The organism is Pseudoalteromonas sp. BSi20480, assembly GCF_000241365.1.
Classification (GTDB): domain Bacteria; phylum Pseudomonadota; class Gammaproteobacteria; order Enterobacterales; family Alteromonadaceae; genus Pseudoalteromonas; species Pseudoalteromonas marina.
In genome coordinates, this window is record NZ_BADX01000143.1 from 24,852 (window position 1) to 41,381 (window position 16,530).

Annotated in this window: 12 protein-coding genes and 4 pseudogenes; 7 read left to right on the forward strand and 9 right to left on the reverse strand. The window is 38.9% G+C overall.

Translation table 11 applies throughout. The features are described 5' to 3' along the window. Position 1 precedes the first annotated feature (1 nt). From P20480_RS04920 to P20480_RS18550, 4 genes and pseudogenes are all read right to left on the reverse strand, one after another. Positions 2 to 499: a PTS glucose transporter subunit IIA gene (locus tag P20480_RS04920; RefSeq protein WP_008131509.1), complete on the reverse strand. Its 498-nt coding sequence runs from the start codon at positions 497 to 499 to the stop codon at positions 2 to 4. Positions 500 to 502: 3 nt separating this feature from the next. After that, positions 503 to 888 (reverse strand): annotated as a pseudogene (locus P20480_RS04915) (ACT domain-containing protein). Positions 889 to 1,111: 223 nt separating this feature from the next. Continuing rightward, positions 1,112 to 3,265, reverse strand: coding sequence for a phosphate acetyltransferase (pta, locus tag P20480_RS04910; protein ID WP_006792172.1), 2,154 nt, complete (start codon positions 3,263 to 3,265; stop codon positions 1,112 to 1,114). Between the two features lies 1 nt (position 3,266). Next, positions 3,267 to 4,482 (reverse strand): annotated as a pseudogene (locus P20480_RS18550) (acetate kinase). A gap of 283 nt (positions 4,483 to 4,765) precedes the next feature. Here P20480_RS18550 and yfbV point away from each other — a divergent pair. Continuing rightward, positions 4,766 to 5,212: a terminus macrodomain insulation protein YfbV gene (gene yfbV, locus P20480_RS04905; protein ID WP_008131517.1), complete on the forward strand. Its 447-nt coding sequence runs from the start codon at positions 4,766 to 4,768 to the stop codon at positions 5,210 to 5,212. Between the two features lie 17 nt (positions 5,213 to 5,229). Here yfbV and rlmA read toward each other — a convergent pair whose 3' ends face one another. From rlmA to xthA, 3 genes and pseudogenes are all read right to left on the reverse strand, one after another. Beyond that, the gene (rlmA, locus tag P20480_RS04900; RefSeq protein ID WP_008131519.1) at positions 5,230 to 6,027 is read right to left on the reverse strand and encodes a 23S rRNA (guanine(745)-N(1))-methyltransferase; all 798 of its coding nucleotides are present in this window, start codon (positions 6,025 to 6,027) and stop codon (positions 5,230 to 5,232) included. Continuing rightward, a pseudogene (locus P20480_RS18555) lies at positions 6,024 to 6,670 on the reverse strand (energy-coupling factor ABC transporter permease). Before P20480_RS18555 ends, rlmA begins: the two are co-directional and overlap by 4 nt. Before the next feature lie 5 nt (positions 6,671 to 6,675). After that, positions 6,676 to 7,482: an exodeoxyribonuclease III gene (gene xthA / locus P20480_RS04895; RefSeq protein WP_008131522.1), complete on the reverse strand. Its 807-nt coding sequence runs from the start codon at positions 7,480 to 7,482 to the stop codon at positions 6,676 to 6,678. A 240-nt stretch (positions 7,483 to 7,722) separates the two neighbouring features. Between xthA and P20480_RS04890 the strand changes: the two genes are divergently transcribed. The 4 genes from P20480_RS04890 to rluB all read left to right on the forward strand — a co-directional run bounded on the left by P20480_RS04890 (position 7,723) and on the right by rluB (position 10,500). Further along, entirely contained in the window at positions 7,723 to 8,154 is a 432-nt protein-coding gene (locus P20480_RS04890) for a hypothetical protein (RefSeq protein ID WP_008131524.1), read from the forward strand. Positions 8,155 to 8,373: 219 nt separating this feature from the next. Beyond that, positions 8,374 to 8,895 (forward strand): EF-hand domain-containing protein, encoded by a 522-nt coding sequence (locus tag P20480_RS04885; RefSeq protein ID WP_008131525.1) that lies wholly within the window; start codon positions 8,374 to 8,376, stop codon positions 8,893 to 8,895. A gap of 148 nt (positions 8,896 to 9,043) precedes the next feature. Beyond that, positions 9,044 to 9,634, forward strand: a complete 591-nt coding sequence (scpB, locus tag P20480_RS04880) for an SMC-Scp complex subunit ScpB (RefSeq protein WP_008131527.1) — start codon at positions 9,044 to 9,046, stop codon at positions 9,632 to 9,634. Continuing rightward, on the forward strand, positions 9,631 to 10,500 hold the full coding sequence (gene rluB, locus P20480_RS04875) for a 23S rRNA pseudouridine(2605) synthase RluB (RefSeq protein WP_006792163.1): 870 nt from the start codon (positions 9,631 to 9,633) through the stop codon (positions 10,498 to 10,500). The genes scpB and rluB overlap by 4 nt, the downstream gene beginning before the upstream one ends. Positions 10,501 to 10,572: 72 nt before the next feature. On the opposite strand, the gene P20480_RS04870 is transcribed toward rluB, so the two are convergent. Continuing rightward, a complete protein-coding gene (locus P20480_RS04870) occupies positions 10,573 to 11,319 on the reverse strand; it encodes a YciK family oxidoreductase (protein ID WP_006792162.1) in 747 nt (248 codons plus the stop codon). Positions 11,320 to 11,525: 206 nt separating this feature from the next. Here P20480_RS04870 and P20480_RS04865 point away from each other — a divergent pair, with 206 nt between their 5' ends. After that, positions 11,526 to 13,955: a VolA/Pla-1 family phospholipase gene (locus tag P20480_RS04865; RefSeq protein WP_008131530.1), complete on the forward strand. Its 2,430-nt coding sequence runs from the start codon at positions 11,526 to 11,528 to the stop codon at positions 13,953 to 13,955. 102 nt (positions 13,956 to 14,057) lie between these two features. Then, a pseudogene (sohB, locus tag P20480_RS04860) lies at positions 14,058 to 15,076 on the forward strand (protease SohB). A gap of 80 nt (positions 15,077 to 15,156) precedes the next feature. On the opposite strand, the gene P20480_RS04855 reads toward sohB, so the two are convergent. Beyond that, positions 15,157 to 16,488 (reverse strand): dicarboxylate/amino acid:cation symporter, encoded by a 1,332-nt coding sequence (locus P20480_RS04855; RefSeq protein WP_008131535.1) that lies wholly within the window; start codon positions 16,486 to 16,488, stop codon positions 15,157 to 15,159. Positions 16,489 to 16,530 lie beyond the last annotated feature (42 nt).

A 16,530-nucleotide genomic window follows, 5' to 3' on the forward strand; every position in this document is an offset into this window, starting at 1 on the left:
GTTACTTCTTTTTAATAATAGTTAATAAGGTGTCTTCAGCTGCTTTTACATGCAGGTGTGAATAATGAAAAGTGCCCAGGTTGTGACCATTAAGTAATATTAAACTTCCTAGCATAGGGGAGTCTAATTCTCTTAGGTCAAAATAAGCAAGTCGTTGGCCTTTGAGTACTTGGCTGCCATTTAACTGTGCTATATGGGTATGCGTAATTGCTGCAGAGGCAGGTAAGGTTAAATTAATGAGTATTTTTAAACCATTTTTAGCCTGCAAAATAAATTCAGTTCCTGCGTTTTTAACCTGCAGTAAAACCCCATCAAAGGGGGCTAAAATTTTATGACTGGTTGCTTGCACCATAACACCGGGGCCAAGTGTACCAAAACTGAACAAAGGCTCTGGGTGATTACTTAATTCTACTACCTTTCCCGTAAAAGGACTGGTGATATTAATAGCATCACGGGGGATTTTATTTTGTGCAATAAGCTCTATTGGTTGTGCTTTCATAAATTAGTTTGTCACCACATTATAGCCATCTTTTTTTAGTGCTGTGATTGCCTGGGCCGCTGTTTGTTTTTTACAAGTATGTAGTCAGTATCGTAAGTTGAAATAGAAAAGATAGATATTTGTGCTTTAGCTAACACGCCAGAAATATTAGCCATAATTCCTGTTAACGAAAACCCTAAAGGGCCAATAACTTCTAATGCTTGCCAATCAGATTCTGTATCCAGGCTGTGTAATTTAAAACTACTGGGGCATACAATTGATAGTTCGTCATGGGTTTTTGAGATAAAAAACAACGGAAGTTTTAACAAAGCAGCAGGGATATCAGCATCAATATCTAAACTATGTATAGACAAAATAGTGCTGTGTAATTGTAATGTTTGTTTTGACATTAAAAACCTGCGGTACAGCAAAGACGATTTATTAATAGTATAGATTATTAAAGATAAATTAAAGCGGTAACTCACCGTAACTAAGCTGCAAAATATGAGCTACTTATACTTACCCACAATTTCTGTGGATAACTATGGGGGTTGAGAGGTATAAATAGCCTAACTAACTAATTTATAATTAGAAATTAGCTAGGCTATAAAAAGCACATGTTAATTAAAGCCTTTAATTAAGTGCTTCGACTTGCGCTGCTTGAATAGCGGTAAGTGCGATTGTGTATACAATGTCATCAACTAATGCACCACGGCTTAAATCGTTGACTGGTTTACGCATACCTTGAAGCATTGGACCAATACTGATGAGGTCTGCGCTTCTTTGCACGGCTTTATAGGTTGTATTACCGGTATTTAAATCAGGGAAAATAAATACCGTTGCTTTACCTGCTACGGGGCTATTTGGTGCTTTTTTAAGCGCAACGTTTTCCATAATTGCTGCATCGTACTGAAGGGGACCATCAATAATCAAATCGGGACGTTTTTGTTGAGCTATTTTGGTTGCCTCTCGCACTTTTTCAACGTCGGCTCCTGTACCAGATGTACCTGTACTGTAGCTGATCATGGCAACACGCGGCTCTATACCAAAAGCTGCAGCTGAGTCAGCTGACTGAATCGCAATGTCAGCAAGTTGCTCAGCATTTGGATCTGGGTTAATTGCACAGTCTCCGTAAACGAGTACCTGATCAGGCAGCAACATAAAAAATACCGACGATACAAGCGATGAGCCCGGGGCCGTTTTGATGAGCTGTAATGGCGGTCTAATTGTATTAGCGGTTGTGTTAACTGCTCCTGAAACAAGTCCGTCAACTTTGCCTTGTTCAAGCATCATAGTACCCAGTACTACGTTATCAAGTAATTGTTCTTGCGCTACAACAGCAGTGAGACCTTTGCTTTTTCGGATTTCGACCATAGGCTCGACATAATCATTAATGATGCTGCTTGGTTCTACAATACTTACATTTTCGTTGAGCTCTATACCTTGTTGCTCAGCAATACGCATTATTTCTTCGCGATCACCTAATAAAATGGTTTTTGCTATACCGCGTTGCCCACAGATAGCAGCCGCTTTAATAGTTCTAGGTTCGTTGCCTTCAGGTAAAACAACCGTTTTGCCTGCTTTACGGGCTTTATCTGTAAGTAAGTATCTGAAAGCTGGTGGTGAGAGTTTACGTGTTTTCCCTACATTTTTTGCCAGTGAGTTCAGCCAATCTGAGTCAATATATTCAGCATTGTGGCTTTTCACTTTTTCTATACGTTGGTCATCATCGCTTGGCACTTCCATATTAAAGTTATGAAGTAACAACGATGTTCGCCATGTATCGGCCTCTGTTGCCAAAATTGGTAGTCCCGTTTGCATTGCTTGTTCGCACAGCGCCATAATACGCTGTTCTGGCATAAAACCACCGGTGAGTAATATTGCCCCAATTTTAGTACCATTCATTGCCGATAAACACGCAGCTACTAAAATATCAGAACGATCGCCAGGAGTAACTAATAGTGCACCTGGTGTAAAGTGGTTTAAAATATTAGACACTGTACGTGCACAAAATGTGATACGACGCAGGCGTCGATGCAGCATATCACCTTCGTTAATAATTGTGGCTTTTAAATACGCACTTAGGTCTTTCACACGTGGTGCGACTAAATCAAAATCCCATGGTATTGCACCAAGTAACATAAATGGGTTTTTTCTAAAAATTGGCAGTGATGCTAAACGGTTTAGTTCGTTATCTACTTCATCAGGTTTGTAAGAGTCGACTAAATCGGCGCGTGCTCTGCCTTCTTCATCAAGAGGGGCATTTACTTTATTAAAAATACAGCCCAATACACGCGGGTGGTCAATACCACCATAATTACCAGCTGCAATCTCAAGACGATCTTCCAGCTGGGTAATATTATCGTTACCAGGCGTTAATACAAATACAATATCGGCACCGAGTGTTTGCGCTATTTCACGGTTTACGCGCCCTGCATAAGGTTGTTTACGAGTCGGAACCATGCCTTCAATGATGGCTACTTCATCGTCGTTAATTTTACTTTCAAAGCGCTCAACAATTTCTTCTAATAAGTCGTCGCCCTTTGCATCACCAATCATTTGCTCTGCGTAATCCAATGCAAACGGTGTTGGTGGGTCAATAGGGGAGCCTTGCTTTATTATTTGTGTCGATTTTTCTGGACCGGTTTCGCCAGAGCGCGGTTGAGCAATAGGTTTGAAGAAATTAACTTTTACCGCCTTTTGCTCAAGCGCACGCACAAGCCCGACGGAAACAGATGTTAAACCAACTCCCGTAGAAATCGGTATCAACATAATACGGTGTGCCATATTATAGCTCCTTAACAATATTTGCAGAGTCGAGGGCGATAACCCATTCTTCATTCGTTGGCATGACGACAGCTTTGATACGAGATTGCTCAGTGCTAATTACACCTTGTTGACCAAAACGAGCATCTAGGTTTGCTTGCGTGTCACATTCCATACCTAAAAATCCAAGTTGAGTGATCACTTTTTTACGAATGATATCTGAATTTTCTCCAATACCGCCGGTGAAAATAAGCGCATCAAGACGCTGTAAAGGCACCATGTACGATGCAATTTGCTTAGATAAACGATAGTAAAACATATCGAGTGCTAATGCTGCTTGTTGATTTCCCGCTGTAGCAGCTTCTTCAATAGTACGACAATCGTTTGAAAGCTCACTAATGCCTAACAAACCACTTTTTTGTATTGAGTAAGTCATCTATTTGTTGCGCACTATAATCAAGTTGTGTCGTTAAAAAGTTAAATAAACCTGGATCAATATCGCCACTGCGAGTACCCATTACTAACCCTTCAAGTGGCGTAAGGCCCATACTTGTATCGACACTCTTACCATTTTTAATCGCACATACAGAGCAGCCATTCCCCAAATGAGCACTAATAAAATTACTTTTTTCAATAGGTTGGTTAAGTAGTTTTGCTGTTTGCCCGGCAACATAAAAATGGCTCGTACCATGAAAGCCATAACGTCTAACACCAAACTCGGTATATAAATTGTAAGGTAGCGCATAAAGGTATGCGACTTTATCCATAGTTTGGTGAAAAGCCGTATCGAATACGGCAATTTGAGGTAAGCCTTTAAACGAGTCTTGCGCTGAAGATATACCCAGCAAGTTGGCATGACCATGAAGCGGTGCAAGTGTTGCAGCCTGGGTTATGCTTTCAATAACTTTATCATTAATTAATACTGATTTGGTAAAGTGCTCGCCACCGTGAACAACACGATGACCAACAGCAATTAGCTGTTCATCTAGTTTGTGATCTTTTATTAACGTTACTAGCGTATTAATAGCCTCAGCGTGAGCTTGCTCTGGTGCTAAATCAATAAGTGTTTTATCACCTTTGTATTTATACTTTACCGACGGAGTTGCTGCACCTAGTCGCTCTGCTAAGCCCGATATAATTTCATGGCCGGTGTTTGCATCAATAATGGCAAACTTTAAACTTGAGCTACCACAGTTTAATACTAAAACATGTTGTGACTTAGGAGCGGGTGTTGGCATAGATATAATTTCCATAAATAAAGTTTAGTAAGTGAACATTAATTATTTACTGTTACACTCAGGTCTTAATTAAAAGGCTAAAGATATTATAAACAAGGTCGTTAGACCCATTAATAAGTTTTATATTTTAAACTATTTGATGTATTTAGTTTAGTATTTTGCACAATTTAACAGCATAATTAAGCACTTTTACTGATTAAGTGAAACCCGCTGTATTTGTGTTACACTTTATAAAAACACGAGCTAATTTATATATTGAATTCAGTAATTGTGAGGAGTCATGATGCAAAAAAGTGTGATGTCACAAGTTCAAATTGGTAGACAGTACGCAAAACAATGGCCAATGCGAAAAGAGTTAGCTCCATTGTTTAGTGAGTTTAGGGTAATTAGAGCAACAGAACTTGCCATTACTGTTATGCCCATTCTTGCTATGTTTACATTATTTTTTCAACTCAACTACCTTGGCCCTGATTTTTTACCACAAGCGATTGCAAGTGCATTGTTTTTCTTATCTTTACCTCTACAAGGTTTATTGTGGTTGGGTAAACGAGCACAAACCCCATTAGACCCAGCCATGCTAAGTTGGTACAAAGAGCTCCATACAAAAATGGTTGCTAATGGTTATCAACCTAAGTTAAGTGAAAAAAAGCCCCGCTATTTGGAGCTTGCAAATTTACTTAAAGATATGTTTGAAAAAATGGATAAAGCGTTTACTAAAGAACAGTTTTAATAAAACGCTTTCAACAATCACGCTTTTTGAAATTGCGTTATATAAAACGACAAGGTGACATGGTGTTCACCTTTCTCTTCTAGTGTTTCCCAGTGCTCAGGTCTAAATTTCCACGCAAACGGTGTCATCATTATCAGGTTTCTAACATCGTTAATACTCAGTGTTACCTGTTGAGTGATCAAATCTTGGTGAGTTTCTGTAAAACCTTCAGGCACATCTACTTTCGTATGCTCGCTTACTGATTGGTAAATATAAGCTTTTAACTCTTTTAAATGCCATGGCCCTGGGCTGGCCACGACAAGCGTAGCATTAGGTTTAGCGAGTCTATCAAGCTCTTTAGTAAATAAAGGTGCAAATACACTTATAAGAATATCAGCAAACCCTTCTTTAAAAGGGGCTTGACTGATTGACGCAACGCTAAAGCTGCAGTTGGGGTAACGTTTAGCGGCGTATTTTATAGCTGACTTTGAAATATCTACACCATAAACTTGCGCTTGAGTATTATTAGCAATAGCGTGGGTGTAAAACCCTTCGCCACACCCTAAATCAATAATATTATTACCTTTTATAGTACTTGTTATATCGCTAAGTGCTTGTTGTAAGAATGCATAAAAACCTTGCTCTAAAAATGTGCGCCTTGCTTGCACCATTTCAAGCGAGTCACCAGGTTGTTTAGAGTTTTTGTTTTGAACAGGCAGTAAGTTAACGTAGCCTTCTTTGGCAAAATCAAAACTGTGGTTGCTTTCACAGCGCAGTGTATTTTGAGTTTTTGTTAGCGATTTGCTACATAAAGGGCATTGATATTCAAGACTCATGAGTCTAGGTAATCCTTGTCGTAAAAAGTTTTAACCCAGTGGGGACGGTATGTAATTAAAATGGTGATGGCCATTCCGTTCAACATGGCTTCTGGAAACCAAATTATAGCACTTAAATAAACGTAATTGTCGGCAAGTTCTTGCCAATTATACTGACCTAAAGAGAAATAAAAGAGGGCACCTAAAGATATCTTTATGCACGCTATAAACCCAGCTGTTATGAAGGCACAAACAAATATATAAACAAAAAATGTTTTGGTAAATAGTGATAGCACACAACAAAACTTAAATAACTCAATAATATGGGAATAAAAGCGCCAATAAGTATTTGTACAGGTAAAAGGTTAAAACTAACCTGCCCAAATGAAAACAACAAGGCACTTGCCAGTAGGCTACTCAAAATGGCTAGCCGCCAGCCCAATATTAAGGTGGCTGCAGTAATACCAAGTATGTGCAGGTCAAGGCCAGTTAAAATACCGGCTTTAATACGCCACAGTAGTGCAAATACAAGCGCACAGGCTAATATACCGGTTTGCCTAGCAGACGTTTTATAAAGCGATTTATATGTGTTTTTGTCGAAACTAAAAATCGCAATAGCAAGTACAAGGACCCACATCAGCCCTTGTATTTCAGTGTTTAACATTATAGCTACTTGAACGTTGACCAAATTGGCGCATGATCTGATGGTTTATCAATTGCGCGTAGCTCATAGTCAATTCCTGATTCAATACAACGCTCAGCAAGTGATTGAGTTGCAAGCACAACATCAATTCGCAGGCCGCGATTATCTAAAAAGCCTTTAGAGCGGTAATCAAACCATGAGTATTGATCGTTAACATCAGGATAGAGTTCTCTGAAGGTATCTTTAAATCCCCAATCTAAAAGTGTTGATAGCCATTGACGCTCCTCTGGTTGGAAAGAGCACTTACCTGTTTTTAGCCAGCGTTTAGCGTTGACCTCACCAATACCTATGTCTAAATCTGTAGGTGATATATTTATGTCGCCCATAACAACTACATCCTGATCGGGAGTGAGGTTTGTATCTAGATGTGTCATCAAATCTTTATAAAATTGACGTTTATAGGGGAATTTGGTTTCGTGATTGATATTATCGCCTTGCGGGAAATAACCATTCATAACGGTAATGTCGCGACCGTTATCTTGTTCAATAGTGACACTGATCATGCGCTTTTGCGACTCTTCAGTGTCGGTAGCAAACCCTTTTAAGACCGATTTTGGCTCTTTTTTGCATAACATAGCTACGCCGTAATGTGCTTTTTGACCGTGAAAGTAGACGTGGTACCCCATTTTTTGAACATCGTCTAATGGAAACGCTTCATCATGAACTTTAATCTCTTGCAAGCCAATTACGTCCGGTTGATGTTTATCAATAACAGCTTGTAATTGGTGAAGACGAGCACGCAGACCATTGATATTGAAAGAAATCACTTTCATTCGATTTACCTTTAAATTTGTTCTCATTTTGATAGCAAATTGTATCAGTAATTTAGCTTACATAACATGTCTGAAATGACAAAATAGCTGCGCAAATGTTGATCAAATGGTGGTGAAAGTTTAAACATTGTTAATGTTGTATTAATTTATAAAATAAATAAAAAATTCAATTGATCTGCAATAAATTGGCTATATAATGCGCGCAAATTCATTGGCAAACTCGTTCACATAGGATCTCTCATGAAAGCACAATTATTTTTAGCGGCAACATTATTAGCATCTTCTTCTGTTTCAGCTCAAAGTAACACTTACTTCAGCCAAGACAGCTCTATTGAGTCTAAGCTGTGTGTATTAAGCGCAAACGAAGGTTTTTCTGCAGCACGTAAATTAGCAGCTAAGCACAATGTATACTTATCACGCTTCTCACAAAGCATCATGTGTAACGGCCAAGATATTCGTGATATTGCAAAGAAAGATTCAACAAACAACATAACTGAAAACAAAGTAGAAGTGTTTGCTAAAGATGCTCAACAAGAAACTCAATTATGTATGACTGCATTAAAGCAAGGTTTAGCGCCAGTACGCCAAAAAATAGGTAATTTAAACTCGCTTAAATGTAACGGTCAGAAAGTTACTGACTTTGTTAAGCGTTATCAAAACGCTGCAATTTAATTAGCACGACAAAATTAATGAGAGCCCAGCTTTTACAGCTGGGCTTTTTTTTTGCAAAATTTACAAGGTTGGTTGAAAAGGTTTCAAGGCTAACGTATTGAAAATAGAATAAATAATAAACAGGTTTTCTGTAAGGTGCTGAAATTTATATTTATTTTATTTTGGCACCAGACTTGTATTAGTTGTTGTGACATTTATTAACAACGAAGGACACGTCTTATGAAAAAGTTAACATTAGCAACAACTATTCTAGCAACATTAAGTTTAGCAGCCTGCGCATCTAATCAAGGTCTTGATAAAATAGACAGCGACTTTGCAAGCCTAGACAACGACAGTGATGGTTTTATTTCAAAAGTTGAAGCTGACGACGATAATATTTGGGGTCACTTTTCAAATATCGACACCAATATGGATGAAGAAATTAGTCGTAAAGAATTTAATGCTTACATGCAGTTAAACACTGGCAAGGTTGCAACCGATAGTGATGTAAGTGAATCAGCCTTTAAAGCTGAAATTGCAAAATTTGACAAAATTGAAAGTAGTTTTGCCAGTTTAGATAACGATAGTAATGGCTACATATCAGTTGTTGAAGGCAATGACGACGATATTTCAAATCACTTTGGTTATATGGACAAAAACGAAGACAATCGAATTAGTAAAAATGAGTTTATGGGCTACATAAATAAATATGGTAAATCTGTAGCTGAAGACGAAGCGTTAGAGTCAATTAAACACAGCTAATTAAAATTCAGAACATAAAAATCAAAGCCAGTTATTTTAACTGGCTTTTTTTATGGCTAATTTTAGATAATTGCCAGATATATTTTCCTAGTTAGTGGTTGTTCTGTCATAATAGATGGCTGTGTATTTTTATTTATTAAGAGTGTATATGGCTGGGCGGCGAATTAGTGATGAGCAGTTGGTTGAAATCATTGAGGCTGCGATTTTTGTTGCAGACAAACCCATAAGTAAACGCCATATTAAAGACACTGTTTTAGTGGATATTGCAATTTCTATGTCACGTATAAACGAGGCTATAGAAACAATACAAACACACTTTCAAACCCGTGGTATTCGCCTTGTTGAAGTTGGTAGTGGTTATCGATTTCAGGCGTGTAGTAGTTTGAGCCCTTGGTTGAGTAACCTATGGCAAGAACGAGCTCCTAAATACTCACGTGCTTTATTGGAAACATTATCACTTATTGCTTATCGTCAACCCATTACGCGTGGTGAAATAGAGCAAGTAAGAGGTGTAACAACGGGTTCGAATATAATTAAAACCTTACTCGAAAGAGAGTGGGTGAAAGTGGTAGGGCACAAAGAAGTACCGGGTAAGCCCGCTTTATACGCCACTACTAAACAATTTTTAGATTATTTTTCATTAACGGGTTTAGAAAACTTACCTGCGTTACCTGCGCAACAAGAAAGTAAAATAAACCAGTTATTAAGTGATCCTTCTGTGAGAGAACCATCCGAATGAATATACAAGGTGAAAAGTTACAAAAAGTCCTAGCCAGAGCTGGTGTAGGCTCGCGTCGTGAAATGGAAAAATACATTGATGCTAACCGTGTTAGTGTTAATGGCAAAGTAGCTAAACTCGGTGACCGCGTTGAAGAAACCGATTTAATTCGTGTTGACGGTCATACCGTAAAAATTGAAGAAAAAGCTGACAGAATTTGCCGTGTAATTATGTACAACAAACCCGAGGGAGAGTTGAGTACACGTAAAGACCCTGAAGGTCGTCGTACTGTATTTGACAGACTTCCTCGTATTGATGGCGATCGTTGGATAGCTGTAGGCCGACTGGATGTGAATACGTCAGGCTTAATGTTGTTTACCAACGATGGTGAATTAGCCAATCGTTTAATGCACCCAAGTTATGAAGTAGAGCGTGAATATTCTTCGCGTGTGTTTGGTGAAGTAACAAACGAGACACTTAAAAACCTGATGCGTGGTGTTGAGCTTGAAGATGGTCCTGCAAAATTCACAAATATAAAACCGCTAGGTGGTGAAGGAATTAACCGCTGGTTTAATGTGACGTTAAACGAAGGGCGCAACCGCGAAGTTCGTCGTTTATGGCAATCTCAAGACGTTGAAGTGTCGCGTCTTATCCGTATTCGTTACGGTAAGCTAGAGCTAGATAAGCGTGTGCCACAAGGTGGTTGGGTTGAATACGACTTAGAAACCGTTAACTACTTGCGTAAAACGGTTAAGTTAGGTCGTGAAACGCAAACTAAACTTTCAGTTATGCCTGAAAAACGCAAAGATAAACGCGCTAAAATTAATCAAATTCGTAAAGCGGTTAAAAAGCACAACCAACGTGTTAAGTCGACTAAGCGTAAGTGATATTTTGACGTTTTGTATAAAAGCCGCATTATTTGCGGCTTTTTTATTGAGGTTAATAAAAGTAAACAGCTGTTACTTTTTTATTTGTGCGTCTAATGACTCGCCATTGACTGCAATTGAATCATCACTCATTAAATATAAATAGGTCGGCATAATGCTTTCAGGTGTTGCCAACTTATCCCTATCTTCACCAGGGTATGCCGATGCGCGCATAGATGTGCGTGTAGCACCTGGATTAATACAGTTTACGCGAATGTTGGTTTTACCTACTTCACAAGCCCACGTTTGCATCATACCTTCAACTGCAAACTTAGAGATGGCATAGGGTCCCCAAAACTCACGGCCTTTACGACCAACACCAGATGAAGTGAAAACAATAGAAGCATTGTCTGATTTACGCATCACGGGGAATAATGCTTTGGTGATCATTGCTTGAGCTGTCACGTTAACTTTCATGATGTTCTCAAACGTAGATGAACAAAAATGTTCTAGTGGCCCTAGAGAGCCTAATATGCCAGCATTATTTAAAAGTCCGTCTAAACGACCAAACTGATTCTCAATAGTTGCAGCAAGATCACGATAATTTTGTTTTGTTGCGCCTTTTAAATCCATTGGCACAATCGCAGGTTTTGGGTAACCTGCATTCACAATTTCATCGTATACGCATTCAAGTTTATTTGTTGTTTTACCTAATAAAATAACAGTCGCACCATGCTTTGCATAAGTAATGGCTGCTACCCGGCCAATACCATCGCCTGCGCCAGTGATTAAAATAACTTTATCGTTTAATGCATTTTCAGCTGCTTGATAAGTGTGCATAAAAGTACCAATTGATAGATTTTTTCTGATTTTAACATAGCAATTCGACAAGTAATCGAATTTATTGAAAAATTAGGTGGCGAAAAAAGAAACTTTACGTTAAGTTTAACTGGTCTAATGTCTCATTAATAATCTGATTACATTGTTTTAACTTGATACACTGATTAAACACACTATAAAAATAAAATATGTTCGGAGTCACCAATATGAAGAAAATGCTACTTTCACTCTCGGTCACTGCTGCTTTAGCAGGTTGTGGCGGCGGAGAAACGTTAGAAGATGTTAAGAATGAAACCGCTACAGTTGTACCTATGGCCACGGTTAGCTTTGACCCTGCTAACGGTGTAATTTCTGTTCCCAATGATTTATTAATGAGCGGTACCCAAGATGGTACTTTAAATATTCCAGGTGAATTAGATGACGACAATGTATCTATCCCGCGTGCTGCATATGCTGATCCTCAGTTAGCATTAGGCGCACTGGACGGCTGGTCGTCTCAAGTTCCTTATAAAGTTGATTTGACATTTCCACCAAATGTTTCACTTGACGAAGCGTCAGCTGGAACACCTGGCAGCGTAAGAATTTTTGAAGTAATAATGGGCGCAAGTCTGACAGATGCAGAATGTTCTGTTGCTCCAGCTGGTGCAGCTTGTAAGCTTGTTGGCGAATTAACATTCGGTGTTGACTTTGTTACTCAAGCTTCAGGAAATGCCGTCGCTATTATTCCTCTAAAGCCTTTTAAAGCAGGTAGTTCGTACATCAATGTATTAACCACAGGCCTTAAAGATTCTATGGGGCGTTCTATTGCGCCGTCATCTACTTATGGCTTAGTTAAGCAAGAAGCGCCATTAATTACTGATTCTCAACTTGCATTACAAGGTGCAGTTAATAGTTACGAGAACGTAGTTGTGAGCTCTGGTGATATTTCAAAGGAAGATATTATTTTTTCTGGCGCGATGACGATTCAGTCAGCGGGTCCAGTACTTGGCACAATTAAAAACTTATTGGCTGCAAGTTTACAAAACGATGCTTTGCCTACACCAGCATTGCAAGTACCTGAACAACCTATGGTCAATGTGCAACAAGTGTTTGCATCTCAGGGTGTAACAGTATCTGCTGCGTTTTCAGGCGTTCAATACCAAAAAGGTAGCATTATGTTACCTATGTATCTTGGTACGCCAACTGGCACAGATATTAGCGATTTAAACGATACATACTGGCAAGGTATGTGTGATAACGCTGTAGCACTTCAAGGTTACAAAGCGGTTGCAGGTGATGCATTCCCAACTGATCCTATTAGTGAAAATGATGGGTTATGTTCAGCGCTTAGTGGTGGACAGTTACGTGACCTAGGTATCGATAGCACACGTCATTTAACAAAATATAACTCAATCCCTAAAGTACAAAGTATGGCTAACGTACCAGTACAGGTGACAAAACCAATTTTACCAATCATCAACGGTGTACGTGCTCAGTTACAGTTGCCAGCAATTGAGATGCCTGAAGGCGGTTGGCCTGTTGTTATGATGCAGCACGGTATTACAACTAATAAAGAGAGTATGCTTGCACTAACGGCTCAACTTTCAATTCAAGGTTTTGCAACGGTTGCAATAGACCACCCTCGTCATGGTGAACGTGGTGTTGATGTAGACGGTGACGGCAACGATGACTTTAATGCAACGACCGGTTCAGTACTTAGCTACATGAATTTAAGCTCTTTATTAGTTGCACGTGATAGCTTACGTCAATCAGCAGCTGATTTATTAGGTTTACGTTTAGGCTTAAACTTTTTACAAGATGCAACTATTAACAGCCAAGATGTAACATACATAGGGCATTCATTGGGTTCTATTGTTGCTCCTGCATTTATTGCACAGGCTAATAATCCATTAGCGCCTACTGTTGACCCATTATTTAATGTAAATACAGTGGCTCTGGCAAGTGGCGGCGGCGGTATAGCTAGCTTCTTACTAGAATCAGCAGCATTTGGTCCGTTTATTCAAGGCTCTGTACTTTCTCAAGCTGGTACAACTGAAGCTGATGAATTTAATGCCTTCTTGCAAGGTGATGCTGTTTCTAACTGTGGTGCTGAGTTGCCAGATATGGAAGCATATTTAACGTGTGGTTATAACGAGTATATTACTTCTATAACAACGGCAGGTGAAACAGCTAAGCTTACTAATATCCAAGGCGTGTTTACGCAGTTTGCGTTTGCTTCTCAAACAGCATTAGATAGCGGCGATCCAACTAATTACGCAGCAGCGGTACAAGCGTTAGGTACACCTGTTTATACGAATGTTGTAGTGGGCGACGGCGGTGAAAACAAGCCAGATCAAGTTATTCCACCAATGGCAGCTAACAATCCTATTTCTGGTACAATTCCACTTGCTAACTTTATGAGATTAGAAACGGTAAGTACAACGCAAGCAATGACAGAAGCACCGGCTAGCTACTTAGTTAAATTTTCTAAGGGTCATCATGGTTCTATTTTAACACCTGCTCAAGATGCTGCTCAGTCTTCTACTGTAGAGGGGAGTGCTGCTGCAAATGCTGAAATGCAAATGCAAGTTGCTGTTTATTTAGCAACGCGCGGTCGTATGTTATTAGTAACAAACAGTGATGTTGTTACTGATTAAATATACACTCTAAAATATATCTAGTACAAAGCCACTTTAAAGTGGCTTTTTTTTGCTTAAAAGCATGATAAATTAGCGTAAATTTAAAATCGGAGAAACCAGTTGGAATTTTTATACGAGTACGGTTTGTTTTTCGCCAAAACAGTTACCTTTGTTATTGCGATAGGAGTTATTTTAATGATGCTTGTTGGCGCTGCTGTGAAGCCAAAAGCAAAAAAAGGGTGAAATACAAATTGATGATGTGTCGGCTCAGTTGAGTGAGCTTAAAGAGGATTTTTTTACAAAATACATTAAGTAAAAAAGAACTTAAAGCGCACGATAAAGAGCGAAAAGCGCTCGACAAAAAGTCAGATAAAGAAGGCTCAAAACCTCGCCTTTATGTTGTTGATTTTATTGGCAGCATGGATGCACATGAAGTTGAAAGTTTAAGAGAAGAAATTACGGCAATTATTTCAATTGCAGACCCTAAAAAAGATAAAGTCCTCATTCGCTTAGAAAGTGGTGGTGGGGTAGTCCATGGCTATGGGCTTGCTGCATCGCAATTGCAACGCATTAAATCGGCAGGTATACCACTGAGTGTGTCAATCGATAAGGTAGCAGCGAGTGGTGGTTACATGATGGCTTGTGTAGCTGATGAAATATTGGCAGCGCCTTTCGCAATAGTTGGCTCAATTGGTGTGATAGCACAAATTCCAAATTTTAATAAAATCTTGAAAAAGAATGATGTTGAGTTTGAACAAATTACCGCAGGAGAATTTAAACGAACCTTGACCTTGTTTGGTGAAAACACAGACAAAGCGCGTGAAAAATTTAGAGATGAAATTGAACAAACTCATGATTTATTTAAAACGTTTGTCAGTTCACAGCGCCCAAGTTTAAATATAGACCAAGTTGCAACGGGTGAACATTGGTTTGCAACGCAAGCAATAGAAAAAGGATTAGTTGACGTAATTAAAACAAGCGACGATGCATTACTTGAACAGCAAAGCGAACGTCAAATATACAAAATAAAATACAAAGTAAAAAAAGGACTAAGCGATAAATTTGCGCTTGGATTAAGTAGTGGCGTTAATAAAATAGGCATAAACTTGCTGTCTAAGTTTAAATCACTAAATCCTTAAGTACGGCATAAAGTGTTACGCATAAAAAACCCTGATAACTATCAGGGTTTTTTTAGTTTAGCTTTAAAACTGCATGGCCATTAGTCAATCGACTTATGGTAATCCTCTAAATCTTTTGCAGCGTTAGGGTCGTTAAATATAGCTTCATCTAACTCACCTTCGCTTTTAGCAACCGCGCAAGTAACCATACAGTCGCCTGTAACATTTACAGCAGTACGAGTCATATCTAATAGTCTGTCTACACCAATAATTATGGCGATTCCTTCTACCGGTAAACCAACTTGGTTAAGCACCATTGCTAGCATAATTAAACCAACGCCCGGTACACCCGCCGTTCCTACAGACGCAAGCGTAGCTGTTAATATTACCATTAAGTAATCCGATACCGTTAAATCAACTGCAAAAACCTGTGCAATAAATACCGTAGCAACACCTTGCATGATTGCAGTGCCGTCCATGTTAATAGTCGCACCGAGCGGAATAGTAAATGATGCGACAGAATTACTAGCACCTAACTTTTTAGTTGCAGTTTCAAGTGTTATTGGCATGGTTGCACTAGAGCTTGATGTACTAAAGGCAAATAAACACGTGTGTTTCATTTTTGCTAAGAAAGTGGCAGGGTTTAAGCCGGTTAAGAGCTTTAATAATAAGGTGTAGTTTACAAAGGCATGAAACAATAGCGCTAATACAACAACACCAAAGTATTTAGCTAAGCTTACAATCAAATTAAGTTCAATCGTAGTAAATAGTTTGGCCATTAAAAAGAACACACCGTAAGGGGCAATGTTCATTAGTAACGTTACTAACTTTAAGATAACGGTGTTTAAATCTTCAAAAACGGCTGCAACACGTTTACCTGCTGAGCCACTTAAAGCCATAGCAATACCAAATAGTAATGCAAATACAATCACTTGTAACATGTTGCCTTTTGCCATTGCTTCAAACGGGTTGGTTGGAAACATATCAATAATAACACGAGCGAGGGTCGGAGCTTCCTTCGCATCGTAACTTGCTTGAGATGGCAAGCCAATGCCTTCACCTGGGTTAAATAATAAGGCAAGAGTCATAGCAACCGTTATAGCGATTGCAGTTGTAATCAAATACAAGCCAATCGATTTTCCACCTAATCGGCCTAATTTTTTAGGGTCACTTAAGCTGCAGGTACCACATACCAAGGACACAAAAACAAGAGGAACAACGAGCATTTTTAGGCTGGCAATAAAAATTTGCCCACCCACATGAAAAATGCCGTCAACAAAAAAGGCTTTAATTGGCAAAGAGAATAATCCAAGAGGGATTAGATAATCGTCTTGACCAGCTAAGATTGCTTGAAATATAAAACCAACTGTAACACCAAGCACCATACCAATCATGATGCGAGTAGTTAAACTTAACGTACCGATTTTTGACATACACCGAATCTACTTTTTATAAATTTGCCATAGACTACCAGT